A 26,248-nucleotide genomic window follows, 5' to 3' on the forward strand; every position below is an offset into this window, starting at 1 on the left:
GGGCTTGTCCGAGGCATCCAGCACCGCTTTGTGGACACCGCTGACAACAACAGTAAGTAGGGAATCGGTCATTTGAAATTCAAATGACTATAATATTTCCTAATATCTTAGTGGACATGGGCTTCTACCTCTAAGAACGATTGGTGACTGAATAGTTATGAAACAAAGTAGGTTGTAATACAATAAAGTAAAAATGTAATCCAATATTAGGGGTGTGACGTTATTAAGATAGCTGAATTTCATTTCTAAATTTATTTATTGCTTTGTTTCTTTGGTATCTGCGGATTCTTTTTGAATAAAAACTTAAAGGAATAAATCGTTTATCTCCAAAACCATCAATCAAAACAAAGTGATGACCTATTTCAGTTGTATAGGAGTATACAATGTTGGATGGGCTTAAATCATAAATACAGATGTCTGATTCAAGTAAATGCTGTAAAAACTCTTCAAGGTGTTGTAAAATCATTTCATTGATCAAGTTATTTTTTAATAATGATTCACAGGTTGGGGCATGCTGTCCGTATTTATCTTTCTCTGTTTGAACAATGAGCCCCATTCCTAGGTTAGTGTCTGTAAAACCAATAATTTTTTGAAAGATATAGGGTACTTGTCCTGGAGTATATTGAAGGCGAAGACGAGCATGCTCTCTGAGTTCTATCAAAAAATATTTCAAAAAACGATAGCGATTTCTATATGAGATAGAATCCACGCTTCCCCATTTATTCATTACCAGTTTGGAAATTTTAATGAGATAATCCGCATTTAAGGGATGCTTGTATACCAAACGTTGCTGTCCCTCAAATAAAAAATGCGATTCATTTAAATAAATGTAATCTAATCTATTTTTTCTAATCATTTAGCTATCAAATATATTTCATATATTTCGTATTAAGACATACTCGATTTTTGGAGTATGTCTTAACACCATTGTACTGCCTTTCTTTATTGAGGTGAAATCATTTCTTCCGGCTTCACAAACGCAGCAAATTGCTCGGCGGTTAAAATTCCCAGTTTCACGGCGGCTTCTTGCAATGAAATATTGTCATGATGAGCGGTTTTGGCGATTTTAGCCGCTTTATCATAACCGATGTGCTGATTAAGAGCAGTAACCAGCATGAGAGAATGATGTAAATAGTAATCAATCACCGGCCGATTAGGCTCTATTCCCTCTGCGCAAAACTCCTGGAAGGAATGGCAGCTGTCGGCGAGCAAGTTTAATGAGTGCAAGACGTTAAATATGATGACCGGTTTAAACACGTTTAATTCAAAATTGCCCTGGCTGTCCGCAATTCCAACGGCTGTGTCATTACCCAGAACCTGGGCGCAAACCATGGTCATGGCTTCGCATTGTGTTGGGTTGACTTTGCCTGGCATGATGGATGAGCCCGGCTCATTTTCTGGAATAATCAGTTCACCAATCCCGCAACGGGGGCCTGAGGCGAGCCAGCGTATGTCATTGGCGATTTTCATTAATGCGCAGGCGAGAGTTTTCATGGCGCCGTGCGCATGCACCAGGGGTTCATGAGAAGCTAAAGCGGTGAATTTGTTAGGAGCGGTCACGAAGGGCAGTTTGGTGATTTTCGCGATGTGTTCAGCGACTTTGACTGCGAATTGCGGATGGGTGTTTAATCCGGTTCCAACGGCAGTGCCTCCGGCAGCCAGCTCATATAATTCAGGCAATACTTCTTCCAGGCGGTGAATGCAGGCATCCAGTTGAGCGACATAACCTGAAAATTCTTGACCCAAAGTCAATGGAACCGCATCTTGTAAATGGGTTCTGCCGATTTTTATGATGTCTTTGAAAGCGTCCATTTTCGCTGCGAAAACATGACGTAAATTGCGTACTGCGGGTAATAACTTGTCATTGAAAGCCACGGCTGCGGCAATATGCATGGCTGTTGGGAAGGTGTCATTTGATGATTGAGACATATTGACGTGATCATTGGGATGAATAGGGGTCTTGCTTCCCAGGGTGCCGCCAGCCAGCTCAATTGCGCGATTGGAAATGACTTCATTGGCGTTCATGTTCGATTGTGTGCCGCTTCCCGTTTGCCAGACATGCAAGGGAAAATGCTCATCCAATAGCCCTTTGCTCACTTCTTCTGCTGCCTGAACAATCAAATCCGCTTTGTCTTTTGGCAGTTTGCCTAATTCAAGATTCGTCAGGGCGGCTGCCTTTTTCAGGATACCAAAGGCATGGGTTACTTCGCGTGGCATAATGTCTTTGCCTATATTGAAGTGATGCAATGAACGTTCGGTTTGGGCGCCCCAATATTTATCAGACGGGACTTCAATTTCACCCATGCTGTCTGTTTCTACACGTGTTTTAGCCATGTTATCAATTCCTTAGCAAAGTTAATCTGTTGATTACGTTTATTTATGTCTAGCTGCTTTATCAGCGAGTTGGGAAAGAATAAAATCAATCGCCAAAATTCTAGCATAGCAGACGTAAATTGGTAATTTTTGTTATAGTGTCATTATCGAAATGAGGAATAATTGGCTGTGAGAACAATACGTATCTATCAACCTGGTGAATACCAGCCAGGGCAACTTCTGGAATTATCGCCTGAGGCGGGGCAGCATGTTGGGGTTGTCTTGCGTATGGAGCAAGGCGAACAACTGACTCTGTTTAATGGAGACAATCGAGAGTTTGCAGCCTCCATTGAGAAGGTCAAGAAAAAGCAGGTATTCGTTAGAGTTGCCTCAGTCCTTGAGGTGAACAGGGAATCCCCATTAAAGATACATTTGGCTCAAGCCATTTCCAAGGGCGATCGGATGGAAATGGTGATGCAAAAATCGGCAGAGTTAGGAGTGGCATGCATTACACCTATCATTACCGAGCGTTGCCAGGTTAAAATAGATAAAGAAAAAATGGCAAAAAAAATGCACCAATGGCTTAACATTATCATTGGAGCTTGCGAGCAATGTGGGCGTAATCAAATTCCAGAGTTGCGACAGCCAGTTTATTTGGATCAATTTGTCAGAGAAGCCAAAGAACATCTCAAGCTCATTTTGCATCCGGCATTTAGCAAAACATGGCGCGATTATCCTGTCCAACCCCCTGATGTTGCCTTGATTATTGGCCCGGAAGGTGGTTTCAGTGATGAGGAAATTACATTGACCAGTGGCTATGGATTTCTGCCTTTGTCACTGGGGCCGCGAGTATTGCGCACGGAAACCGCGGCAATAACTGCGTTAAGTGTTTTGCAAGCTGCCGGAGGTGATCTATAATAGACTTCTTTCCAACTCGGTATAAGCTGCGTCTTTTGTTTTATAGCTCTATTACAAGTATTTCTGGAGTATTATATGTAAACTACTCTTTTTGAAAATCTTGTGTTTGCTCTAAAACAAAACACACAGGATACACAGGAAAGATTTTGGATCGAATAGCATAATCTGGTCTTGGACCAGACCTTTATATTTCTAATAACTGAGGTTTATTTATGAGTGATCATATTAAAACAGTAACCGATGCAAGCTTTGAGCAGGATGTAATTAATTCATCCAAGCCTGTTCTTGTTGATTTTTGGGCTGAGTGGTGTGGACCATGTCGTGCATTAACACCTATTCTGGAAGAAGTGGCAGCCACTCATAGTAAAGATATGACGTTTGCTAAAATCAATATCGATGAAAATCCTCAAGCTCCAGCTAAATTTGGTGTGATGAGTATCCCAACTTTGATTCTTTTTAAAAATGGTCAGGTTGAAGCAGTTAAAATGGGTTTGCTGTCTAAATCCCAATTAAGTGCTTTTGTTGAAAGTAATCTGTAACGGTATTAAAGTTTAAAAGCCCTGAGATGAAAATTTATTTACAGGGCTTTTACTTTTTTATGGGGCTTGTGTTAAAATTAACCTACTTAAAGGGATTTTTTCTTAAAGATTTAAAAGTTAAAATCAAAAAAGTCAAAATAACTTTTTATTTTTAGTTTAAAAATGTTGGATCTTGTTGTAAAGCTGTGATAGCCTGTAGCTATATGTGACATACTTTAAAACAAGTGAGCCACATAGGCAGCGGATTCCTTAGCTGCTATTCCCTAACATAATTTTTTCTTCGGATATTCAATTCATTTAAACAACAAATCAAGTGAGAAGTATGAATCTTAGTGAACTTAAGCAATTACCTATTGCCGATCTCGTTAATATAGCTCAAGAGATGGGTGTGGAAAATACCTCCCGTATGCGCAAGCAAGACATCATTTTCGCCATCCTTAAAGCCCATGCTTTAAAAGGGGAAGATATCCATGGCGATGGTGTTTTGGAAGTTTTGACTGATGGTTTTGGTTTCTTGCGTTCCGCTGATGGCTCCTATCTGGCAGGCCCTGATGACATTTACGTCTCTCCCAGTCAAATCAGACGTTTCGGTCTTCGTTCGGGGGATACTATTTCTGGTAAAATCCGCCCCCCCAAAGACAGCGAACGCTATTTTGCTTTATTAAAAGTTGATCAAATTAACTACGATACACCGGATAGCGCAAAGCGTAAGATTTTATTTGAAAACTTAACTCCCTTATTTGCTACCGAGCGTCTGGTTATGGAGCAAGGTAATGGCAGCACAGAAGATCTCACAGCAAGAGTAGTTGATTTATGCGCTCCTTTCGGCCGCGGACAACGTGGTTTGATCGTGTCACCTCCGAAAGCAGGTAAGACATTAATGTTGCAAAACATTGCTCGCTCTATAGAAAAAAATTATCCTGAATGTTATCTCATTGTTTTGCTGATTGATGAACGTCCTGAAGAAGTAACGGAAATGCAGCGTTCTGTCAAAGGGGAAGTTGTTGCGAGTACTTTTGACGAGCCCGCCAATCGCCATGTCCAGGTTGCCGAAATGGTAATAGAAAAAGCAAAACGTCTGGTTGAGCATAAACGTGATGTGGTTATTCTGCTCGATTCAATCACTCGCCTGGCCAGAGCTTACAATACAGTTGTACCAGCGTCAGGTAAAGTACTGACTGGTGGTGTTGATGCGAATGCCCTGCAAAGACCCAAGAGATTGTATGGTGCGGCACGTAACATAGAAGAGGGTGGCAGTTTAACCATTATTGCAACGGCTCTGGTAGATACGGGTTCCAAAATGGACGAAGTGATTTACGAAGAGTTCAAAGGTACAGGTAACATGGAAATCCACTTGAGTCGTAATATTGCCGAGAGAAGGGTTTTCCCTGCGATTAACATTAATCGCTCTGGTACTCGCCGTGAAGATCTCCTGTTGAGCCCCGAAGAATTACAGCGCACCTGGATATTGCGTAAAATCCTGCAATCCATGGATGAATGCGATGCGATTGAATTCTTATTGGAACGCATGAAGAATCATAAGACAAATGCCGAATTCTTTGATGCAATGAAGCGTCAGGAATAATTTAAATGATAATTAACCCCGTAATTAGCGGAGCATAATTCGGGGTTCAAATTCGCCTTATTTTCAGGTTTATAATTCATGCTCATAGCCTGTATTACGCTGTGCTGGTATGGGTTTACAGTAAGCTTCTTTTTGAGATAATTAATGAAGTATTCAGATCTGAGAGATTTCATAGCCCAACTTGAATCACGTGAATTATTAAAACGTATTGATTATCCTGTATCACCTCATCTTGAGATGACCGTAGTCAGCGATAAAGTGTTGCGCTCAGGAGGGCCAGCCCTTCTGTTTACCAATACCCCCAATTACGACATGCCTGTACTGACCAATCTTTTTGGTACGGTAGAGCGCGTGGCTTTGGGAATGGGTGAGGAATCAATAGTGGCTTTGAGGGAGATTGGAAAATTATTGGCTGCTTTAAAGGAACCCGATCCTCCCAAAGGCTTCAAAGACGCTTTTAGCAAGTTGCCTTTATTGAAACAAGCGCTGAATATGGCACCCAAATATGTTAGTGGAGCCGAGTGCCAGACTCATGTGTGGGAAAAGGATGAAGTGGATTTAACCTTATTACCCATCCAAACGTGTTGGCCCGGAGATGTTGCTCCTCTAATTACCTGGGGTTTGGTTACTACTCGTGGCCCACACCAGTCCAGAGAAAACATGGGCATCTATCGCCAGCAACTATTAAGTAAAAACAAATTGATCATGCGCTGGTTATCTCACCGAGGGGGTGCTTTGGATTACCAGGCCTGGCAACAAGAATATCCCAAAGAACGTTTCCCTGTTGCGGTGACTTTAGGCGCTGATCCAGCCACCATACTGGCAGCAGTGACTCCAGTTCCTGATAGTTTGTCTGAATACGCTTTTGCAGGCTTGCTTAGGGGGCAACGAACTCGGCTGACTCGATGCATAGGGAGTGATTTGCATGTTCCAGCCAGCGCAGAAATTATTTTGGAAGGGTATCTGGAGCCAGGAAATGAGGCACCTGAAGGACCGTATGGCGATCACACCGGTTATTATAATGAAGTACAATCTTTTCCCGTTTTTACGGTAGAGCGTATTACTCATCGCGATAAGCCTGTTTACCACAGTACTTATACTGGGAGGCCGCCAGATGAGCCGGCTATTTTGGGGGTTGCCTTAAATGAAGTGTTCATTCCCTTGTTGCAAAAACAATTCCCCGAGATTGTGGATTTTTACTTGCCGCCAGAGGGATGCTCTTATCGTTTGGCCGTTGTCACTATAAAAAAGCAATACCCAGGACATGCCAAACGTATTATGATGGCTGTTTGGTCTTTCTTGCGTCAGTTTATGTACACGAAGTTCGTCATTGTTTGTGATGACGATGTGGACGCCCGTAATTGGCAAGATGTCATATGGGCAATGACGACACGCATGGATCCAGTCCGCGATACCGTCATGGTAGAAAATACGCCCATTGATTATCTGGATTTTGCCTCCCCGGTTTCAGGGCTGGGTTCCAAGATGGGTATGGATGCGACCAGTAAATGGCCGGGAGAAACACAAAGAGAATGGGGTAAACCAATTACGATGGATGAGGATGTGCTTAATAGAGTAAATGGTTATTGGTCCTTATTGGGATTAAAATAATGACAGATAAAATAATTCAGGCTCAGGTGGAGGACATTTCCCCTTTAACGGATAGCATCGTGCGATTGGTATTAATGCCTGATGAATACGTCGATTATCAAGCAGGACAGTATTTGCAAATCCTGTTTGCAGAAGATGCGTTTAGTTATTCAATTGCGAATGCGCCTTTAGGTTCTCATCGTTACGAATTGCATATTCGCCATAGTCAGGATAATGATTACCATCAATCGCTGTTGGCTCATATCAAACAATATGGAGCTCTGCAATTAAGATTACCTTTGGGTGAATGCAGTATTGATAAATTACATCCCCAAAAGCCTATTTTATTCATTGCTGGTGGGACTGGATTTGCGCCAATTAAAGCAATGATTGAGCAATTACTGGCAAATTCGGATACCAGGCCATTTGAGTTATTTTGGGGAGCACGATCACAAAGTGATTTATACATGGATGAAAAGGTAAGGAGTTGGCGGTCTCACGCCAGCCACTTCCAATATTTTTCGCTGTTATCCGATAAAAGTGAGGATACTTTGGCTTCGCGGGTTCTTGCCAGGCATTCAAACGTTTTGCGAGATTGGCAAATCGTCATCAGTGGTCCTTTCGATATGGTGTACAGTACTCGTGATATCTTGCTTGGTTATGGCGTATCGCCTACCCAGATGTTTTCAGATGCCTTTAGTTTTGAATCCAAATCAGATGACCCAAAAAACTAGGTGGAATGGAGTGAATTAATGGAAACTTTATATCAAATTTTAGGACTTATTGGTGCAGGATTAGTTATTTTTGTTTTGTACCGATTTATTAAAGGAAGCCCAGAGCAGTTTAGCAAGGAAAATATGAGCAAAAGCTTTATGACGATGGGGGTTTTAGGCCTGATTTTAATAGGTTTTATTGCTTTGCTGGTGTTGATGTTGCGAAATACATAATAAACCGCTTGTCTAACCTGCTTCTTTCGCTGTATTGCTGCGTTGCCAAGATTTCTGCGGAATATTTCATTTACTGCATGTAAACTCTTCTCCTCAAAGCGATTGCATCTTGCGCTAAAACAAGACAATCAGCTTATGCAAGAAGTCTAATGTAACAGGTATAGTCATTTGAATTTTAAATGACTATACAATATCCTGTTGGCATCTCCACCTCGTAATCTAGTGAGAGGGGATCGCTTTCTGATAACTGCCTTTTCTTTTGATTAAATAATCATCAATATTGGGGTTATTGATGGGTTCATGACTGGTGTCAGGAATTAACTGGCATTCTTCAACATAAGTGATTTGGCTGCTGTCATCGACTAACAGGCGGTACCAAGGGTTTCTTGTTGCGAATTCATGCTGGGTTGCCCGGGGATTATATTTTCCTGAGGCTTGAAATATAGGATCCACATCAATCACTATTGCCCGGTATCTGATTCGTTTATGAATAACCAGATCCCCGATATTGAATTTGGCTATTTTATCCATAAGAAGCTCCATTTTTGAGCATCGTGATAAATATATCGGTAAATCTCAGTTTAACTTGAGCTTATTTAATTAAAGCGGGTGTGGGGGATTTGCCATAAATCCTGGCTAAAATAATCCCTGCTTCATAAAGTAAACACAGGGGCAAGGCCAGCGCAACTTGAGAAAAGACATCAGGAGGTGTGAGCAACATACCAACAATAAATGCCCCTACTATCACATAAGGCCTGGTTTTTATAAGGGTTGTCACCGTAGTAAAATGAATTTTTACCAGTACAAGACAAATGAGTGGAACCTGAAAAGAAAAACCAAACAAAAGAAGCATGCGTGTAATGAAGTCTATGGCGTAAGCCATATCAGGCATGAGTCGCACTCCTTCCGGAAGAGCTTGGGCAAAAAACTGGAACATAAAAGGCAGGACAACATAGAAGCAGAATAGTGTTCCAAATACAAAGAGCAAAAGACTTAGTATGATGGTTCCTCTGATTTGTTCCTGCTCATTTCTATAGAGTCCTGGACGCATAAAACGCCAAAGTTGCAATAAAGCAAACGGAGCCGTTAGTAACAGGGCTGCATCCACGGCAAGTTTTAAAGGAGTGAAAACCGAGGAGGTAATCTGTGTGGCAATCAAGCCCTCTTGATTCGGTAAGGATTGCAATAACGGCTTTACCAGAACATGAAACAGTTTGTCTGATATGAAAAAAAACAATAAAGCGAAAGCGCCAAACCAGAGAAGGGTATAAATTGCTCTCCGACGTAATTCAATTAAATGAACTAACATAAAGCTCTTTGGGATTGAATGCCGAGATCATAGAATAAACTATTCCATTTGATTTTTCTAATTTTGATCATTGCCTGACGAACAGGATACACCTCCATTTATAGGCTGTCTATTGATCACATCTCCATCAACGCCCCGTGGACAAGCCACGGGACTGTCGAATACAGTGCTCAATTTTCAGAGATGAGTAGAAGAATCAGATTAATATGGGGCAAGTTCAAGCAGGGTAAGGTATTCTGCTTTTAACACCGATTCTTTCAGGTCTGATTTCTTTCAGACGATTAAATTGATCAACAAAAACAACGGTAGGTTCATGTGCTGCGCAATCTTCTTCCAGAATTTGCGTAAAAGAAGCAATAATAACCAAATCGCCAGGGGTTACTAAATGAGCTGCCGCTCCATTGACACAGATATCCGTTGAACCTTTCTCGCCTGTAATGGCATAGGTTTCAAATCGGGTTCCGGCCGTGATATTCCAAACATTAACCGCTTCATAGTGCAATATATTTGCTGCTTTTAAAAGCTCGGGTGCAATGGTGATACTTCCTTCATAATCCAGGTCCGCTTGCGTGACGCAAGCGCGATGAATTTTGGATTTAAGCATTTTTCTATAAGCCATTATTTACTTTCCTAAATTTGAGCCTGGAAAAAGCAATTGATTCCATACGACTGAGTCTACTTGTTCAGGGCCTTTTCCAGATTGAAATAACTAAAAAACAGACAGGACTTACGAAAACCAACAGTCTCTTTGTTAAAAAAATTTTTAATTCGGTCATTTAGTTTATCTAAACTCCCTCATTAAAAACATTTTTGCCTTGACCTTGGGATTTTTCGTAAGTCCTGACAGATAATATCAACCTTGGTCATTGTGGTTGAATTTTACCCCATATTCTGGAGTTTACGCTATATAAATTTGTAAAATTGAGAGAGATGGATTTGTGTTATTGAGTATTGCCGGGGTTTGCTGGTACTTGGCACTAACCTACGGTAAAATTAACAAGTTTTCCCTGATGGAGTATACCTTGTGCAGTCAACAAGATTACTGAATTAATTTTATCCTAACATAGGTGATAGAAAGTGAGGCATAGCCCACGTAAACGTTTTGGTCAAAATTTCTTACAAGACAAATATATTATTAATGAGATTCTGCGAGCTATCAATCCTTTGGCGGATGATAATATGCTGGAAATTGGCCCTGGTTTAGGTGCTTTAACGCAGCCATTACTGCAAAAACTGAATCAATTAACAGCCATTGAAATCGATACTGATTTACAAACCTACTTAACCCACTTGCCTGTATCTCAAGGTAAATTAAATTTAATTCCTGCTGATGCATTAACCGTTGATTTTTGTCAATTCGGCCCCCATTTAAGGGTAGTGGGTAATTTACCTTATAATATCTCTACTCCTTTGCTGATTTATTTATTGAAATTTGTCCCTTGTATTGATGACATGCATTTTATGTTACAAAAAGAAGTTGTAGAACGAATAGCGGCAGTCCACGGGACCAAAGCCTATGGGCGATTAAGCGTGATGTTGCAGTATCATTGTGAGGTAGAGTATTTGTTTGATGTTCCTCCAGAAGCTTTTGAACCCAAGCCGAAGGTAGACTCAGCAATAGTTCGGCTAACACCTTATCGTGTTTCGCCATTTGAATGTGTAAACACTGAAAAACTGGAAAATATTGTTGCTAAAGCATTTGCTATGAGGCGCAAAACTCTTACTAATAATTTGAAAGGGATTATCACATTATCTCAACTCGATGATTTAGGCATTGATGGAGGTAAGCGGCCAGAACAAATTTCGGTTGCGGAATATGTTCAACTAGCGAAATTTATTTCCAATTAGTGTAAAATTATATGATAAGTTATTGTGGAGGTTGTCTTGTTTCATCGTCAGCGTAAAAGCTCGTTATCCGCTCAGTCCAAATCGTTAAAAGATTTAATCCGTATGATGACCGCCGAGCAGTTTCTGAGTGAAGAGAAACGTCAGGTATTACTCCAGAAAATGAGAGCGTTGAGCGGGTTGGAAGCCTCTCGCTATGAGAGTCTATGTTTTGTTCTTATCGAGAACCTGGTCAACTATTGTCAAAATTTGCCAGAAACTGCGAACAGTTATTATTCTCAGCCTGGTGGTATGGTCGATCACGCTTTAAATAGAACAGAAGCCGCATTGAGTCTGTTCAAGGAATTTACCGTTCAAGAACAGCCCGATTTGCTTTCTGAAGAGCAAAAACTTTGGCAATATGCGCTTTACTCCGCGGCAATTTTACAAGGCATCGGCAAATTATTTGATGAGTTTCGCATTAATTTGTTTGATAGCAATGGCCAATTGTTAAAGCAATGGAACCCTCTGTTAGAGAGCTTAATTCAAACTGGAAGTTATTATGATTATCAATTTGAAAAAGAAGCGGATGCGGAGTTCCGGCGTCGGCTGAACTTGTTGCTGGCCAGAACTTTGATGCCAGTCAGTGGCTTTGCCTGGATTGCCTCCAATCCAGAAGTTTTGGCTGTTTGGTTAGCTTTACTGAATGAAGATTATCATTCTGCTGGTACTTTGGGCGCTATTTTAATTCGGGCTGATGCTATTGCGATACAACGTTATTTTCTGGCGTTTATGGCACGAAGTGGCGCACGACGAAGCGGCCGTTATGGCAGAGCGGTAACCTTTACCGGTGGTGTACCGGAATCCATAGCAGAAAAAGAACAGGCAATAGGAGTCGAATTCATTCAATGGCTTATCAAGTCGTTGGATGAAGGACGAATTATGGTGAACAAGGCGCCATTGTTTATGGTTCCTGGCGGCATGTTGATGTGCCCCGAAATGTTTCAATTGTTTGTTCGTGAACATCCTGAATATAAAAATTGGCAAGCCATACAGAATGGATTTTTATCATTAGGGCTTCATAGCCGAGATGCCGGCGGCAATGTAACCAGCCGTTTTGAACAGGCCCACACTCAGCAAATGTATACTGGAGTCGTTTTTACAGGATATGGAGTTGCTTTGCCCAATTCTGTTCAGGTACATCATTTGAATACAGGCAAAATAGAATCCATGTCCGCACTCGAGTTAATTCATAAATCACAATACACCAGTCAGTTCACGCAGCAACCAAGTGCTATTGCAATAACTCCTTTGCAACGATTGGCAGCGAATGGCCAATGGCAGAATATCGAGCAGGATCTGTCCCAGTTGACGTTTGGAGCAAAACGCGGTGCCTGATTATGCAATAGGGGATGTACAAGGATGTTATGATCCTTTACAACGTTTGCTTGAATTAATCGATTTTAATGAGAAGGAAGATTGTTTATGGTTTGTTGGGGACTTGGTAAACCGAGGTCCCGACTCATTGGCCGTATTACGATTTATTTATTCTTTACCTGTGAAACCCAAAGTGACCTTGGGTAATCATGACTTGCATTTGTTAGGCTTGTTATTCGGCGGGCAACCCTGGAAAGGGCATGATGATACGCTTGAAGAGGTTATGCTGGCCGATGATGGAGAGGAGCTTGGGCATTGGTTGCGAAAACAATCTCTTCTTTGCCTGTCATCCGAGTTAAATATGGTCATGTGCCATGCAGGTATAGCTCCCTTATGGGATTTACCCAAGGCCGTGGGCCTGGCTAATGAACTGGAAGCGGTGCTTTCAGGGGATTCGTATAAGGAATTTTTAGCGCACATGTATGGCAATAAACCGGATATTTGGTCAGATGATTTAATTGGAATGGATAGATTACGAGTCATTACCAATTATTTTACCCGGATGCGATTTTGTGATGCGCGTGGACGATTAGAGTTGGGTTACAAAGGGACTTTATCCAAAGCCCCAAATCATCTGTATCCCTGGTTTGCAGTGCCATGCCGGAAAGAAATTGAAATGGATATTGTTTTTGGTCATTGGGCGGCGCTCATGGGACGAAGTTCTCATCCGCGTATTCATGCGATAGATACCGGATGTCTTTGGGGAGGGCAATTAACCGCATTACGCCTGCAGGACAGGCAGCGCTTTTCGGTAGCTGGGTATGGGGTTAGCCGTTTTGAATGACCTTGATCGATATGCATTTTTATAAACACAGGCGATAACAAAGGTGAAATTTTTAAGTAAAAGCACAGCATTGTTACCGATATTTATTTTATCGGGCCTGATTGGTTTTCATGCCGCAAGCGCCAAGACTTCTTCAAATACTGGCAATTCACTCTACTCCTGGACAGAAAATCCTTCTACTGAAGCACAGCGCGTCGAGCAGGCGGAGGAAAGGTTAAAGGCAGCCATTGCCAACCCGGAATACATGTTGAAAAATTGGATAGAGTTGCCTACCTCGCCTGAATCAAAAAAGAAAACAAGGCATCAATTGACGATAAGAGAAGCCATTCTTTTAGCCTTGCGTTACAATCCTAATATCCAGAATGCGGAATTAGACCGCATTATTCAACGCTATCAATTGCGTTTGGCTAATAATGAGTTTGAATTGCAATATGCCCTTGGTGCCTCAGGCGTTGTGCAGAAAAGTACTTTTGAAGGGATAGGCAGCGCTACAAATCATTCATTTCTGGCCAGTCCTGAATTGGATTTGAAAACCAAATTGGGGACGAAAGCGTCCGTATCCATCGATAACAACGTTTCCACCAACAACAGCTATAATCCTGTGTTAAATTTATCCATTACCCAGCCCTTGCTGCGAGGATTTGGCAAGTCAGTGAATGAAGCAAAACTGTTGGATGCGATTGATAAAGAGTGGTTAAATAAATTAAGTTTGCAGCAATCGGTGATGGATCAGATTACCCAGGTGATTACAGCATACAGAGCATTGATTTTAAGTGGAAACAATTTAGAGAATCAGCGCCTGCAATTGGAAGAAGCCAGAAAATCTTATCAAATTAATGAAAAAAAGATTGCTGCGGGACAATTGGAGCCTACTGGAAATATCCAGCAATCCTACCAGATAGAATCGTTGAGTTTGATGGTAGAACAAGGTGAAAATGATTTTAAACTAGCCTCTCAGGAATTATTGCAAATGATTGGACTTGATCCGGATTTGCATATTTCAGTTCCCAGTGATGTGACGATAAAGGAAATTATAGTGCCTGATTTGCAAGAATCCATTACCATCGCATTGAATCACAATACGCAGTATCTGGCCCAGAAAATGGCTTTGCGCGCGGATGAGCGGGCTTATACTGTTGCAAAAAATCAACAACTATGGCAGCTTGATTTGGCGGGTACTGTACAAGGGGGAGCGGTCAATGATGTTACCGGGACCAGTACGGGTTTAAGCAGCATTTACAATGGTAATAATGTCACGGAATCAGCCCGCGTCACCCTGACCATTCCATTGAACGATATTGGCCGGCGTAGTCAATTAATCAATGCCAAAGTGCAGTTGGAAAAAGACAAAATCAATCTTATTGCAGCCAAAAGAGCTTTAATCACCAGTGTAACCAATACCATCAATAATATTCAGAGCTTGGCCAAGCGTTATGAGCTGGCACAAAAACAAGTCAAATTGGCAGAGCAGTCTTACGCTTTGGAAAAGAAAAAACAACAGGCAGGAATCTCCAGTGCCCTGGATGTCAACAATACTCAGAATCAATTGATTCAGGCACAGTCAGGATTGATAGGGGCAAAAATTGCGTATCTCAATCAGTTATCCGCGTTGCAAAGGATTTTAGGGACTACGCTGGATTACTGGCAGATTAAACTAAGGTATGGCGGATGAACAATTATCTGAAAATATTCTCTATAGTATCATTGATTTTAATGCTGGCCTCTTGTGGCGGTTCTGATAAGCCGCAAACCACATCATTAAAAACGTATGAAGTGAAACCGCAACCCTTACACAAGACCCTGCATTTTACCGGGACTGTGCAACCCTTGAGGGAAAGCAGCCTGACCAGTCCAATGGAAGCCGTTGTTGAAACGATGCATTTCCATTATGGGCAGATGGTTAAAAAGGGCGAGATTGTTTTAACTTTAAATTCCAATGAATTGCAAAAACAGTATAACGACACATTAACCGATTACTTAAAAGCGAAAGACAGTTATTCCATTGCCAAGGCAAAATTTGTAGGAACAGAGGAATTATGGAATGCCGGATTAATCTCTAAAAACAATTATTTAAGTGAAAAATCAGGCTTGGATACGGCACGCGTCACCTTAATGCAGGCCACCCGCAAGCTTTCTGAAATGCTGGAAAAAATGGATGATAAAAACACTCAGAATATATCCAATCTCAGCCTTGCTGATTTTGACAAGGTGAGGAAAATTCTTACGTCAAATCATAATTTGATTCATTTGAAGGCTCCCAGTGACGGGATCATGTTGTATCCTCCCAAATCAGGAGAGGATAAAAACAATCGAGTGACCGTAGGATCAACCATAAAGTCAGGGCAAGTCATCGCCTTGATAGGCGATTTGAATGGAATCAGTGTGGAAATTGATGTTCCAGAAATAGACATTGATAAAATTCGCCCGGGAATGGATGCAACGATTAGTGGCGTTGCATTTGGCCGGCATCAGTTGAAAGGGAAACTGGTTGCCGTGAATGCGCAGGCATCGAATACCAGCACTGGAGGATTACCCTCCTTTACTGCTGTAGTAGAGGTCAATTCCTTAACCCCTGAGCAACAGTCATGGATTAAAGTAGGGATGAGTGCCTCCATAGAGCTGAATGTCGAATCAAACAATCAATTGTTAATCCCTATAGCGGCGGTTAAAAGGGAAAAAGGCAGCAGCGTTGTTCAGGTCCAATTAGCCAAGGGGAAAATTCAGAAACGGATGATTACTACCGGTGCTGCCCAGGCTGATTCTGTAGTGGTTGAAAGTGGTCTTAAATCAGGGGATGTTGTGGTTTATGATTGACAAACCTTTAATCCAACTTTCTGATTTGGTGAAGACTTATCATCTTGAAGGCATCAGCACCATGGTATTAAAAGAAGTGTCTTTAAGCGTGTATGCAGGTGATTTACTCGCTATTGTTGGGGCATCAGGTTCTGGCAAATCCACTTTGATGAATATCATCGGCTTATTGGATAAGCCGGATACAGGAACTTACACCTTAAACAATAGAAATGTAGCCAGTTTAAGCGACGATGAGGCGGCTGAATTGCGCAATCAAAACATAGGCTTTGTTTTTCAGCAGTTTAATTTGCTTCCTCGCTTTACAGCGCTGCAAAATGTGGCTTTGCCTTTGACGTACCGAGGAGTCAACCCCACTTTGATAAAAGAAAAAGTGGAGCACGCCCTGGAGAAAGTGGGAATGCGTCAATACATACGCCACAGACCAACCCAGTTATCGGGCGGCCAGCAACAGCGAGTCGCTATCGCCAGAGCGTTAGTGACCGACCCGCAGGTTATCCTCGCTGATGAGCCGACCGGTGCGCTGGATTCAAAAACAGGTACTGAGGTAATGAATTTGTTTTTGGCCTTACACCAAGAGGGTAGGACCATTATCATGGTAACCCATGATGAGCACGTGGCTGCGCAATGCAAACGCCGAATTACTCTAGCCGACGGAGCAATCATAGCGGAGTCCGGGCAATGAACTTTCTTAATCATTGCCAACAAGCCTTGGTTAATTTAACGGCCTCCAAACTCCGCTCGCTTTTGGCTGTACTGGGAATACTGGTAGGGACCGCCGCTGTTGTTGCCTTGATTAGTTGTGGACAACTGGCTACCGAAAAAGCGTTGGAGCAATTCAAGGCATTGGGTACCGATTTGTTGGCTGTTTCCATTTATCAAAAGGTGCCCAGCAAATCCCATAGTGAATCCGACTCGTTAACGATAGATCAATGGCAGCAGATAGCCGAACGTATCCCTTATGTGTTAAAAATCGCTCCTTACAGCACCGCTTACCAAACCCTAAGCTTTAATGGCAAAGTGATGCAGGGGGCGGTGATTGGCGCCGATGAAAGCCTTGCCGATATCATCCATGTGACCTTGGCGCAGGGGCATTTTGTTTCCTTTTTGGATTCTTTTGAGCATTTTTGTGTTATTGGCGACAGTCTGGCACAACAAATCAGGGAAATTACTCTGGACGATCCCATTGGCAAGCAATTACGCATAGGCCAATCCTTGTATACCATTATCGGCGTTGCCGAGCGTTGGAGAGAAAATGGCTTTTTTAACGAGGACATCAACCAGGCTGTCATTATTCCCTTGGCTGGAATAAGTTTGGTCAGCAAGGACGCCAAAATCAATAATGCCGTATTGCTTCTCAAGCCAGACAGCCCCATTGATGAGGTCATTAATGAAATAAAGGAAATCATTAATTCTCAGGCGCCGAAACTCAGTGTTTTTCCGCGCAGCGCCAAACAAATTATAGCCAGCATGGAAAATCAGGGCCGTATTTTTACCTTGCTGTTGGCAGTCATTGGTGGAATATCCTTGCTGGTTGGCGGTATCGGTGTCATGAATGTGATGCTGGTTTCGGTCAGCGAGCGCAAGAAAGAAATTGGAATTCGCAAAGCAGTGGGTGCGAAAAACAAAGAAATCCAAGCTTTGTTTTTGGTAGAGTCTGTCATGCTGTCTTTACTGGGGGGAGTGCTCGGAGTCATTTTAGGTTTGATTTTTACCAGAATAGTCGCTTATTTCAGTGATTGGACTTTTACTATCTATTTGCTTCCCCCCATTGCCGGTTTTCTGGTTTCAGCTGCCACTGGAATATTTTTCGGATTTTATCCTGCCCGACGGGCTTCCAAACTGGAACCCATGGTTTCTTTGCGTAGTGAATAATTTATTAAAACCCTAATCCTTTCAAAATCGAAAATAATGACTGATCCTGTCAGAAGATGATTTGCTTATTGCTGAGATATTATCCCGGTAATGGATTTCCGTGGAAGCTTAATTTTAGTACAATACCTGCCATTGGGCCGGGCTATTAGGCTTAAAGTTGTTCATTATGCCATTAAAATTACATAAGAAGAGGATATTTTGTAGCCTATGGATTAAATTGGTTTCTATGACAGGCTAATTTTTAATAAATGGGCTATCTTATAAGAATACCCATAGGAAATTGATTGAGTTATAAAAACTAAAGAGAAATAAAAGCTGGGCGAAATACATGTTATCAAACAATAAATATAACTTAGGGGAAGAGCTATGAAAAAGTGGGGGCTCGGTATTGTTGCATTGATGTTATTAAACCAGATAGCCTATGCCAGTCAAAGCTGGAATCAATGGGTTGCAGGAGTGCGGGAGGAAGCCTTACAGCAAGGAATTCCACCCAGTTTATTTGATGAAGCGTTTGCTGGCATTCATGAACCAAGTCGAAAAATAAAAGGATTTTTACGTTCCCAACCTGAGCACAGGTTAACTTTCATGAAATATCGTAATACCAGAGCAGATAACTACAGAATTGTGATTGGAAGAAAAGAGTACAAGAGAAACAAGGAAATATTGGAAGAGATTGCCCAACAATACGGGGTTAATCCTTGCTTTATCGTGTCTTTTTGGGGTATGGAAACCAGTTACGGCTCCTACATGGGAAACTTCCCGGTAATCAACGCGCTGGCTACTTTAGCCTATGATTCAAACCGTAAAGACTTTTTCCGCAAGGAATTGTTTCTCGCTTTACACATCCTGAAAGGCGGGCATGTCAGCCTGGCTGATTTCAAAGGGGAGTGGGCTGGTGCCTCTGGTCAACCTCAATTTTTACCATCCAGCTGGGTCAAATACGCTGTAGACTACGATGGGGATGGACGAAAAGACATATGGAAGAGCAAACCCGACGTTTTTGCCTCCATAGCGAATTACATGAAACAAAACGGCTGGCAAGCAGGTGAGCCTTGGGCTATTCAAGTGAAGCTTCCTGCCAAGTTTGATATGAAACTGGAAGGGAAAGGGATAGTTAAACCAGTCAGCGAATGGAATGCATTAGGTGTCCGCACTGAAAGTGGCGAACCATTGCCCTATCAAAATTTGCAGGCCAGTATTGTCCAGCCCTATGGTGGCCCGACTTTCCTGGCGTTTCCTAACTACAAGATGATACTGCGTTATAATAACTCCATTTATTATGCCGGAGCGATTGGCTATATGGCAGATAAAATTTGCCAAGGTCAATGATTCACTTCAATTATTTGCTGGAGACATAGATATCTACTGATGAACTCCACTGAACTCAACGTTCAGTGGAGTTGACATACGCCAAGCTTTTTAAGCTTTATAAATCATAGGTAACGTGAGTTATGGATAAAATCAGTTGTTATCTGGAACCGCTCGGGCTGAGGAGGCATTTATGCCGTCTCGAAGCCTAGTATCGGATTTTATGTTTCATGCCAAGGCTTCGAGACGATGCTTAGGCATCTCCTCAGCCCGAACGTACCCAGGGTATCAACGGGCTGTTATATCCTCTTTATCCATAACTCACGTTAGGTATTAAAATGAAGCAAAAATCCTTTCAGTGGTCAGTGGTTGGTGCAGGGCCTGCCGGAATTGCTGCAGTAGGCAAGCTGTTGGACTATGGCATAGCAGCTTCTAAAATATTGTGGATTGATCCTCATTTTAAAGTGGGCGATTTTGGTCAGCTTTGGCGACACGTTTCCAGTAATACTACAGTCAAGCTCTTCTCAAGCTTTCTGCATGCCGCAAATTCATTCTCCTATAAAAAAGCACCCGCCAAATTTCGTTTAAACAACCTTGATCCTGATAATACCTGCCTGTTAAGTGACGTTGCGGAGCCTTTGCAATGGGTTACCACCGTTCTGCTGAATCAGGTTGTTGCAAAGGAGGCCGTCATCCATAGCATGTCTCTCTCAGGAGGACATTGGACTTTATGCTCTGACACACAACAATACCAGGCTAAGAATGTTATTTTAGCAACAGGGGCTGTCCCATCCAGCCTCAATTACCCCGGCGTTAATGTGGTACCGTTTGAAATTGCAATCGATAAGCAGCGCCTTGCCGGTTTTGTAGATACGAATGAGACTTACGGAGTTTTTGGCTCCTCACATTCGGCTATTATGATTTTACGCGCTCTTATCGAATTAGGGGTAAAGAAAGTGATCAACTTTTATCGCTCCCCTTGTCGTTATGCCATCAATATGGGCAACTGGATTTTATTCGACAACACAGGCTTGAAAGGTGAAACGGCCGCATGGGCAAGGAAACACATCGACGGTGTTTTGCCTGCCAATCTTGTCCGCTACTACCCAAGCGAATTGAATATTGCACGCCATCTTCCAGAATGCGACAAAGTGATTTACGCCGTTGGTTTTGAAAGACGTAAAAACATGATCATTGATAATTATGAACACGTTACTCCCAATCCTCATGTGGGTATTATAGGGCCTGGCTTATTTGGCTTAGGCATAGCCTATCCTGAACTCAGTGTCGATCCGTTTGGGACTGTTGAGCATCAGGTGGGATTATGGAAGTTCATGGTGTATTTGTGTAAAGTGCTGCCTGTCTGGTTCAAATACCCTGCCTAGAGTTGTGAGATGATAACTCATCACACGCCCACTCTTCATCGGTTGGGTTTCTACAGGCTTGCAAGGTTCTGTTGTATTTGTATGAACAGGGAACATCAAGGATAAAAAATGATAAAGATATTCATTTATTTAGGATTGTTTTTAAGCAGTAATTTACTCATTGCAAAACCATTGTCGCAATTGGACTCTACTAATTTGGTCCCCTGTTTTAACATGGAGCAAGCCGAGCGCATTGGAAAACAAATCAATAAGCTTTTACAGCATGAATTTTGCGAGGAAAACATCAATCCCAAAACATTTGCTCCCATTAGTCACAATATCCTGCCCAAAATTATGACAGAAACATTTTTAGGAGTAAGCCCGCCTGAAAACTGGCAGCAATTAAGCGACGATATTATAAAAAACTGTATCGAAAACAAAAATCTATGTAAAAAAGAAGTACAAAAGGAATTGGAAGAATGCATCAAACCGAGAATTCCTTTGATCCTGGTTCAACTTGGCCCCTGGCTTGCTCAAAATTGTGCACAATTGAATAAGTCTTTCATTCAACAATGGCCAAATAAACAGGCCATTCTCAAAAAGATAATTAATGAAAACAAAAGCGTCGATTAGTTGAGACAGCTATTCGTGGCTACCGTAAAGCTCTGTGAGCGATTATAGAGAATTGAAGAAATCCTGAATAACTCCATTTTTCTTGTTCTATTTTAGCTAATAAACGGGCTCTTATTTGAACAAGCAGAGAGTGCCCAAGTTGCCTCAAATGAAATGTACCTAAGAAGAAAAGTGGTAAGAGTCAATTTTGGTAGGGAAGTTATCAATGGTGATTTACTTAAAAAATTTGTCAAAGCGTTATAAGGTCGCAAAAGGAGGAGAGAAAGGCTTAATTCCAAGAGTTATGCCTTGAATCACTGAAACGAATTTGACTTTTTAGTGATAAGTCTTGTGGTAGATATGTGTCTTTGTAAGCGTTGAGTTAAAGAATATTAATTTTTCAGAACTGTTAGCGGATAAATTTCTAGAATCAAAAGTAATGTTGTCTTATTAAGCTAATAAAGATTTTGGTAGCTAGGCTGGTAAATGAGTATTATTAAAGAATAAAAAGTCTCTCTTTATCCAATTAAGAAGTTGAAATTGAACTTTAAAGAATATTAAACGGTCTTTTCACCAAAATCTCATCCAACCTTGCCGTGGGTTTTTTCTTCCAAAAGAAACTATTCCTAATAGGGCGCTAGGACTAGCTGGAAAAGTCCATAAAAATAAGTTTCATTTTATTTATTTTGGCACCAAACTAAAATATCAGTGGAAAGTAGTATCTACTCTAAAATTGTTGTAATATTGCTCACTTGATTAAATAAAGATCATCTAATGATGGGTTGGTTGATATTAAAAGTTTAATAAATATATCAATAAATAATTATTAGGAAAAATGCTGGAAGAATTTGTAGTTAAGAGAGTCAGCAATGAAAATTGAACTAATATCTAAAAGAATGAAAACACAGGGTTTACCAATTTGGTTTTTTCTTTGTTAACTGCAATGAATTACTATGCAAAAAAGATTAAAGTCCCAACAGTTTATTTTCTGACAAGTAGTTTGATAATTTCACCATTCTGACCCATGCTTCATAAGAAAATGGATTTCTACAACTAAATTGCCAGGATTTTTAATGGAAATTTTAACAGATTTAAAAGCAATTTTACATTCAAAACGCGCCAATATTTATTACTTAGAAAAATGCCGAATTATGCAAAAGGATGGGCGCGTACTTTATCTTACAGAAGAAAAAGACGAAAACCAATATTGGAATATTCCAATTGCTAATACAACATGCTTATTACTAGGGACAGGGACATCTATTACTCAAGCTGCTATGCGTATGCTGGCTCAAGCAGGAGTAGTCGTCGGTTTTTGTGGAGGAGGAGGCACGCCTTTGCTAATGGCTACCGAAATAGAGTGGCTTACCCCTCAAAGTGAATATCGCCCTACGGAATATATGCAAGGGTGGATGAAATTCTGGTTTGATGAGAAAAAGCGCTTACAGGCCGCAAAACAATTTCAATTATCCCGCATTGAGTATTTGAAAACTCAATGGAAAAAAAGCCGCGATCTTGCTGCAGAAGGATTTAATTACAATGACTTGCAAGAAAAATTATTAATTTGTGAAACTAAAATCATAAGCGCATGTGATGTTAACAAACTTATGCAATGTGAAGCGGAGTTAACAAAACAACTTTACATTTACGCTGCAAGTAGAACTAACTATGGCAAATTTAGCCGTCAAAGAGAAGCAGTGGATAAGGCCAACATATTTTTAAACCATGGTAACTATCTTGCTTATGGGTTAGGTGCAACAACACTTTGGTCGCTGGGTATTCCTCATGGCTTTGCTGTTATGCATGGTAAAACGAGACGGGGAGCATTGGTGTTTGATGTGGCTGATTTGATCAAAGATGCCATAATTCTACCATGGGCTTTTATCTGTGCTAAAGAAAATGCTACTGAGCAAGAGTTTCGCCAGCAGTGTTTGCAGGCTTTTGTAGATCATAATTCTCTGGATTTTATGTTTAATCAAGTGAAATCAGTGGCTTTAAAAACAGACTGGGAACTAGAAAATATTGGAGAAAATACTCTATGATGGTTGTCTTCATTTCTCAATGTGAAAAGAAAGCGCTTGCTAGAACTCGTCGTGTTTTGGATGCTTTTGCAGACCGCATCGGTGATAAAACTTGGCAGACAGTAATAACCCAAGAAGGATTGTTGGCAGTTAAGAAGCTGCTGAGTAAAACTGCCAGTAAAAACACAGCAGTTTGTTGTCATTGGATTAGAACAAGATCGAAAACCGAGCTGGTTTGGGTTGTTGGTCGGAGACAAGCTTTTAACCATCTTGGTGTTGTACCTGTTAATTTTACATCAAAGGAAGTCATAATGGATAAATTACCCATTGAAACTGGTCATTTAATTGCTAACACTAAAGCACAGTCTCTAAGCCATCACCTTTTTTCGGTAGGTTATGTTGCTTACTATTTGCTGGAAAAAATGGGTGTCGATGACAACAAATTAAGACAATCCGCTTTTATATCTGGAATATTGCATGATATTGGAAAAATAGATCCAGCGTTTCAGAGTTGGGTTTGTAAAAAAAACAATAAACTTTCAGAAAATATAGTCCCTGAGGATGGGGTACATATTGATGCGCCTAAGAGATTCTCCTTCGAAAGTTATCCAAGACATCACGAGCTTTCATGGTTACTAAGTGAGGCATTGCTTGTTGAATCACAAAGTCTTTCGAAACATCAGCGAATCCATATTGCTCATGGAATTTACTGGCACCATACTAAGCCTTTTAGAAAGGATGATAAGTTTATTGATGCAGAAAAGATATTCACCATTTTTAATGCATCATTAGATAGTATGAATATTAACGATATTTACTTTCAAGCTAAAGTAGTTTTGAAAGATGTTTCCGTATTTGCAAGTAAATTTAATATCTCAAATTTAATGCCAGATTTTGCAAAAACCTTTGTATTAACAGATAATAGCCTGCCAAAATTCAAAAAATATGACAACATATTAGATGATTTAGAAAGATATAAAAATGATATAAGACATAACGCTCTAAATAATCTAATTCGCTCAGCAGTTATTAGCGCTGATCGTTTGGTATCATCATGCTCTGCGGAGGATCTTGAGGAGTATCTTGCTGAAAGCTCATTAAAGGAGTTAGTGGATAATCTCATGCAGGAAGATAGTCAATTGCTTAATGGAATCCGTAGTTGTCTCGAAGGTTTTGAGAAGCGTTTCCCTGCAAGTGATCAAAATCGTGTGCAAAGTGAAGTAGCTAAAAAGTTATCTAATTTACAAAAAATTGCCAAAATTAATGAGCTTCCTAACATTAGTGTCCTTGAGGGGCCTGCTGGATGTGGTAAAACAAAAATATCTCTGGAATGGGCATTACTCACAGAAGCAAAAAAAATTATATGGATTTGCCCTCGAGTACAGGTTTGTCTTGGTTTACTGAATGACTTAACAGCATCAGATTACCTTCCGGATTGCCAGATTGAAATCTTTACTGGTGAATATAAGAAAATATTAAGTAGTGGTATGACTTTTGATGATGCGCCTGAAACTAATGAAGAAGCTTATTTTTCTGGAGATATTGTTATAACCACGATTGATCAGGCTGTGAATACCGTTATTACACATCATAAAGTTGTGGCGTTAATTGATTTAATGCAGGCACATGTAGTGTTTGATGAATTTCATGAACTTATTCATATGCCTGCCTTTAATCTTCTTTTTGGTGAGTTGCTTGAGGCCAAGAAAAAAAGGGGCTCGCAAGCGAATACACTATTGGTTTCTGCTACACCACATTACTTTTTTCTGAAAGAATTTCTTGATATTCCTAGCGAAGATATTGTAGCCATCGATAGCTTTAATAGCTCGCGCTATCTAATTGAATTTAAAACTTATAATGAAAAAGAGGCGTTAAGCCCTCTTATCACTGAATATCAGCAAAGTAATACTTTTATTATTAGCAATACCGCTCAAGATGCACAGATTGGTTATCTAAAACACTACACCACAGAAAACAGTGTTTTACTGCATTCGAAATATACCAAACAGGATAAGGCATACTGGTTTAATCAGGTATTTGAAAGTTTTAAACGTAATGGTAACCAACGCTTTGATGTGCTTAGAAGTGGTCCTATTATTCAGGCATCTCTAAATATCAGTTGTGATCGTATGTTGACGGAATTGACTTGTGCAGAAAACTGGCTACAGCGGCTAGGGCGCTTAGATCGCTTTGGTGTTAATTCAGAAGCTAATCACTATATTACTGTATTACCTGAAAGTATTGATAAGGAGGGCAAACAAACGAGCCATTGCGCTAGATTTTTAAATCAACTTTGCATTTGGCAAAGCACTAAAGCTTGGTTTAAGTTTTTAAAAGATAAATTGAAAGATAATAGTGAAGTAAGTATCAACCAACTATATAAATATTACAGGGAATTTTATTCAATCCCAGCATCACAGAAAGCTGTCAAAGAGGACTTCCTAAAGGCTCTTAAAAAAAGTGTAGATTTAATCAATGAAAAAGTTATTGACCCTATCTCTATTCCACAAAAAACGAAAAGGGCTGATGAAGTAATTAAAATATCTGCTAACTCACTTAGAAGCGATAATCGCTTTGTACAAATGGCTATTTGCAGGGTGACTGAAACACTACACTATGAATTTACCAATGATTATGCTTATAGAGAGGAATTTGATTCCACATTGTTACAAACACACCTGACTGCGTCAGTTGAAAGTATGAGAGGTTATGGTGAGGATAATAATAATCTTGTTCAGTATATGCGAAAAAAACATCATAATATTAAATACGGCACTGGCTACAAGCAGGCACGCAATGAATGGGATTTAATTAAAGAGGCTCGTTCTCCAGAGACACCAATTTATCTTAGTTATACTCCAAAGGATCTAGATCATATCGGTGGAATGAATGCAGCACACCCACAAGCTATCTATTACGTAATCAGTGATAAACAGCCTGTAGGAGCCATGTCGATTGACAAACTCAAACAACATTTTCAAAAAACCGAAACTTAAGACCAACTCAATCCA

23 protein-coding genes are annotated in these 26,248 nt (G+C 40.7%); 18 read left to right on the plus strand and 5 right to left on the minus strand.

Annotated features, from left to right (window positions below):
- Nucleotides 1–223: 223 nt before the first annotated feature.
- Both CC34_RS01000000116560 and fumC read right to left on the minus strand, forming a co-directional pair.
- Nucleotides 224–856 (minus strand): YrbL family protein, encoded by a 633-nt coding sequence (locus tag CC34_RS01000000116560; protein ID WP_050598230.1) that lies wholly within the window; start codon nt 854–856, stop codon nt 224–226.
- An 86-nt stretch (nt 857–942) separates the two neighbouring features.
- Nucleotides 943–2,334 carry a class II fumarate hydratase gene (gene fumC, locus CC34_RS0111590; protein WP_027228665.1) on the minus strand — a complete coding sequence of 464 codons (1,392 nt, stop codon included), beginning with the start codon at nt 2,332–2,334 and terminating at the stop codon, nt 943–945.
- A 162-nt stretch (nt 2,335–2,496) separates the two neighbouring features.
- Between fumC and CC34_RS0111595 the strand changes: the two genes are divergently transcribed.
- The 6 genes from CC34_RS0111595 to CC34_RS0111625 all read left to right on the plus strand — a co-directional run bounded on the left by CC34_RS0111595 (nt 2,497) and on the right by CC34_RS0111625 (nt 7,892).
- Nucleotides 2,497–3,231 carry an Lpg2936 family Dot/Icm T4SS effector methyltransferase gene (locus CC34_RS0111595; RefSeq protein WP_080272295.1) on the plus strand — a complete coding sequence of 245 codons (735 nt, stop codon included), beginning with the start codon at nt 2,497–2,499 and terminating at the stop codon, nt 3,229–3,231.
- Nucleotides 3,232–3,443: 212 nt separating this feature from the next.
- Nucleotides 3,444–3,770 (plus strand): thioredoxin, encoded by a 327-nt coding sequence (gene trxA / locus CC34_RS0111600; protein WP_010948620.1) that lies wholly within the window; start codon nt 3,444–3,446, stop codon nt 3,768–3,770.
- Between the two features lie 322 nt (nt 3,771–4,092).
- Complete coding sequence (gene rho / locus CC34_RS0111610; protein ID WP_011216778.1) at nt 4,093–5,355, plus strand: transcription termination factor Rho; 1,263 nt, start codon at nt 4,093–4,095, stop codon at nt 5,353–5,355.
- 144 nt (nt 5,356–5,499) lie between these two features.
- Nucleotides 5,500–6,966, plus strand: a complete 1,467-nt coding sequence (ubiD, locus tag CC34_RS0111615; RefSeq protein ID WP_027228667.1) for a 4-hydroxy-3-polyprenylbenzoate decarboxylase — start codon at nt 5,500–5,502, stop codon at nt 6,964–6,966.
- The gene (locus tag CC34_RS0111620) at nt 6,966–7,679 is read left to right on the plus strand and encodes an NAD(P)H-flavin reductase (RefSeq protein WP_027228668.1); all 714 of its coding nucleotides are present in this window, start codon (nt 6,966–6,968) and stop codon (nt 7,677–7,679) included. Before ubiD ends, CC34_RS0111620 begins: the two co-directional genes overlap by 1 nt.
- Before the next feature lie 18 nt (nt 7,680–7,697).
- Nucleotides 7,698–7,892, plus strand: coding sequence for a hypothetical protein (locus tag CC34_RS0111625; RefSeq protein WP_027228669.1), 195 nt, complete (start codon nt 7,698–7,700; stop codon nt 7,890–7,892).
- A 219-nt stretch (nt 7,893–8,111) separates the two neighbouring features.
- Here the strand turns inward: CC34_RS0111625 and hspQ are convergent, their stop codons facing one another.
- From hspQ to panD, 3 genes are all read right to left on the minus strand, one after another.
- Nucleotides 8,112–8,423 (minus strand): heat shock protein HspQ, encoded by a 312-nt coding sequence (gene hspQ / locus CC34_RS0111630; protein ID WP_028378620.1) that lies wholly within the window; start codon nt 8,421–8,423, stop codon nt 8,112–8,114.
- A 61-nt stretch (nt 8,424–8,484) separates the two neighbouring features.
- A complete protein-coding gene (tatC, locus tag CC34_RS0111635) occupies nt 8,485–9,201 on the minus strand; it encodes a twin-arginine translocase subunit TatC (RefSeq protein ID WP_028379527.1) in 717 nt (238 codons plus the stop codon).
- 217 nt (nt 9,202–9,418) lie between these two features.
- Nucleotides 9,419–9,820 (minus strand): aspartate 1-decarboxylase, encoded by a 402-nt coding sequence (gene panD / locus CC34_RS0111645; protein ID WP_027228672.1) that lies wholly within the window; start codon nt 9,818–9,820, stop codon nt 9,419–9,421.
- A gap of 458 nt (nt 9,821–10,278) precedes the next feature.
- Here panD and rsmA point away from each other — a divergent pair, with 458 nt between their 5' ends.
- The 12 genes from rsmA to cas3 all read left to right on the plus strand — a co-directional run bounded on the left by rsmA (nt 10,279) and on the right by cas3 (nt 26,233).
- Nucleotides 10,279–11,049 carry a 16S rRNA (adenine(1518)-N(6)/adenine(1519)-N(6))-dimethyltransferase RsmA gene (gene rsmA, locus CC34_RS0111650; RefSeq protein WP_028378621.1) on the plus strand — a complete coding sequence of 257 codons (771 nt, stop codon included), beginning with the start codon at nt 10,279–10,281 and terminating at the stop codon, nt 11,047–11,049.
- 36 nt (nt 11,050–11,085) lie between these two features.
- Nucleotides 11,086–12,423, plus strand: a complete 1,338-nt coding sequence (locus CC34_RS0111655; RefSeq protein ID WP_027228674.1) for a conjugal transfer nickase/helicase domain-containing protein — start codon at nt 11,086–11,088, stop codon at nt 12,421–12,423.
- Nucleotides 12,416–13,246, plus strand: a complete 831-nt coding sequence (locus CC34_RS0111660; RefSeq protein ID WP_027228675.1) for a symmetrical bis(5'-nucleosyl)-tetraphosphatase — start codon at nt 12,416–12,418, stop codon at nt 13,244–13,246. The genes CC34_RS0111655 and CC34_RS0111660 overlap by 8 nt, the downstream gene beginning before the upstream one ends.
- Before the next feature lie 43 nt (nt 13,247–13,289).
- On the plus strand, nt 13,290–14,918 hold the full coding sequence (locus CC34_RS0111665) for a TolC family protein (RefSeq protein ID WP_027228676.1): 1,629 nt from the start codon (nt 13,290–13,292) through the stop codon (nt 14,916–14,918).
- Nucleotides 14,915–16,060, plus strand: a complete 1,146-nt coding sequence (locus CC34_RS0111670) for an efflux RND transporter periplasmic adaptor subunit (RefSeq protein WP_028379528.1) — start codon at nt 14,915–14,917, stop codon at nt 16,058–16,060. The genes CC34_RS0111665 and CC34_RS0111670 overlap by 4 nt, the downstream gene beginning before the upstream one ends.
- Nucleotides 16,053–16,742 (plus strand): ABC transporter ATP-binding protein, encoded by a 690-nt coding sequence (locus CC34_RS0111675; protein WP_028379529.1) that lies wholly within the window; start codon nt 16,053–16,055, stop codon nt 16,740–16,742. Before CC34_RS0111670 ends, CC34_RS0111675 begins: the two co-directional genes overlap by 8 nt.
- On the plus strand, nt 16,739–17,932 hold the full coding sequence (locus CC34_RS0111680) for an ABC transporter permease (protein WP_027228679.1): 1,194 nt from the start codon (nt 16,739–16,741) through the stop codon (nt 17,930–17,932). Before CC34_RS0111675 ends, CC34_RS0111680 begins: the two co-directional genes overlap by 4 nt.
- 366 nt (nt 17,933–18,298) lie before the next feature.
- Nucleotides 18,299–19,261 (plus strand): lytic murein transglycosylase, encoded by a 963-nt coding sequence (locus CC34_RS0111685; RefSeq protein WP_027228680.1) that lies wholly within the window; start codon nt 18,299–18,301, stop codon nt 19,259–19,261.
- 317 nt (nt 19,262–19,578) lie between these two features.
- Nucleotides 19,579–20,625 (plus strand): FAD-dependent oxidoreductase, encoded by a 1,047-nt coding sequence (locus CC34_RS0111690; RefSeq protein WP_028379530.1) that lies wholly within the window; start codon nt 19,579–19,581, stop codon nt 20,623–20,625.
- Between the two features lie 108 nt (nt 20,626–20,733).
- Nucleotides 20,734–21,237, plus strand: coding sequence for a hypothetical protein (locus CC34_RS0111695; RefSeq protein WP_028379531.1), 504 nt, complete (start codon nt 20,734–20,736; stop codon nt 21,235–21,237).
- A gap of 1,052 nt (nt 21,238–22,289) precedes the next feature.
- Nucleotides 22,290–23,258 carry a type I-F CRISPR-associated endonuclease Cas1f gene (gene cas1f / locus CC34_RS0111705; RefSeq protein WP_028379532.1) on the plus strand — a complete coding sequence of 323 codons (969 nt, stop codon included), beginning with the start codon at nt 22,290–22,292 and terminating at the stop codon, nt 23,256–23,258.
- A 56-nt stretch (nt 23,259–23,314) separates the two neighbouring features.
- Nucleotides 23,315–26,233 carry a CRISPR-associated helicase Cas3' gene (cas3, locus tag CC34_RS0111710; RefSeq protein WP_231957889.1) on the plus strand — a complete coding sequence of 973 codons (2,919 nt, stop codon included), beginning with the start codon at nt 23,315–23,317 and terminating at the stop codon, nt 26,231–26,233.
- Nucleotides 26,234–26,248: the final 15 nt, after the last annotated feature.

It is taken from the genome of Legionella pneumophila subsp. fraseri, from assembly GCF_000586315.1.
GTDB lineage: Bacteria > Pseudomonadota > Gammaproteobacteria > Legionellales > Legionellaceae > Legionella > Legionella pneumophila_B.

Coding starts and splice junctions, on each gene's coding strand:
- CC34_RS0111695 (WP_028379531.1), top strand. CDS start 20,734: ATGATAAAGATATTCATTTATTTAGGATTGTTTTTAAGCAGTAATTTA.
- CC34_RS0111620 (WP_027228668.1), top strand. CDS start 6,966: ATGACAGATAAAATAATTCAGGCTCAGGTGGAGGACATTTCCCCTTTA.
- CC34_RS0111675 (WP_028379529.1), top strand. CDS start 16,053: ATGATTGACAAACCTTTAATCCAACTTTCTGATTTGGTGAAGACTTAT.
- ubiD (WP_027228667.1), top strand. CDS start 5,500: ATGAAGTATTCAGATCTGAGAGATTTCATAGCCCAACTTGAATCACGT.
- CC34_RS0111690 (WP_028379530.1), top strand. CDS start 19,579: ATGAAGCAAAAATCCTTTCAGTGGTCAGTGGTTGGTGCAGGGCCTGCC.
- panD (WP_027228672.1), bottom strand. CDS start 9,820: ATGGCTTATAGAAAAATGCTTAAATCCAAAATTCATCGCGCTTGCGTC.
- rho (WP_011216778.1), top strand. CDS start 4,093: ATGAATCTTAGTGAACTTAAGCAATTACCTATTGCCGATCTCGTTAAT.
- CC34_RS01000000116560 (WP_050598230.1), bottom strand. CDS start 856: ATGATTAGAAAAAATAGATTAGATTACATTTATTTAAATGAATCGCAT.
- CC34_RS0111670 (WP_028379528.1), top strand. CDS start 14,915: ATGAACAATTATCTGAAAATATTCTCTATAGTATCATTGATTTTAATG.
- CC34_RS0111685 (WP_027228680.1), top strand. CDS start 18,299: ATGAAAAAGTGGGGGCTCGGTATTGTTGCATTGATGTTATTAAACCAG.
- CC34_RS0111625 (WP_027228669.1), top strand. CDS start 7,698: ATGGAAACTTTATATCAAATTTTAGGACTTATTGGTGCAGGATTAGTT.
- tatC (WP_028379527.1), bottom strand. CDS start 9,201: ATGTTAGTTCATTTAATTGAATTACGTCGGAGAGCAATTTATACCCTT.
- hspQ (WP_028378620.1), bottom strand. CDS start 8,423: ATGGATAAAATAGCCAAATTCAATATCGGGGATCTGGTTATTCATAAA.
- CC34_RS0111680 (WP_027228679.1), top strand. CDS start 16,739: ATGAACTTTCTTAATCATTGCCAACAAGCCTTGGTTAATTTAACGGCC.
- trxA (WP_010948620.1), top strand. CDS start 3,444: ATGAGTGATCATATTAAAACAGTAACCGATGCAAGCTTTGAGCAGGAT.
- fumC (WP_027228665.1), bottom strand. CDS start 2,334: ATGGCTAAAACACGTGTAGAAACAGACAGCATGGGTGAAATTGAAGTC.
- cas1f (WP_028379532.1), top strand. CDS start 22,290: ATGGAAATTTTAACAGATTTAAAAGCAATTTTACATTCAAAACGCGCC.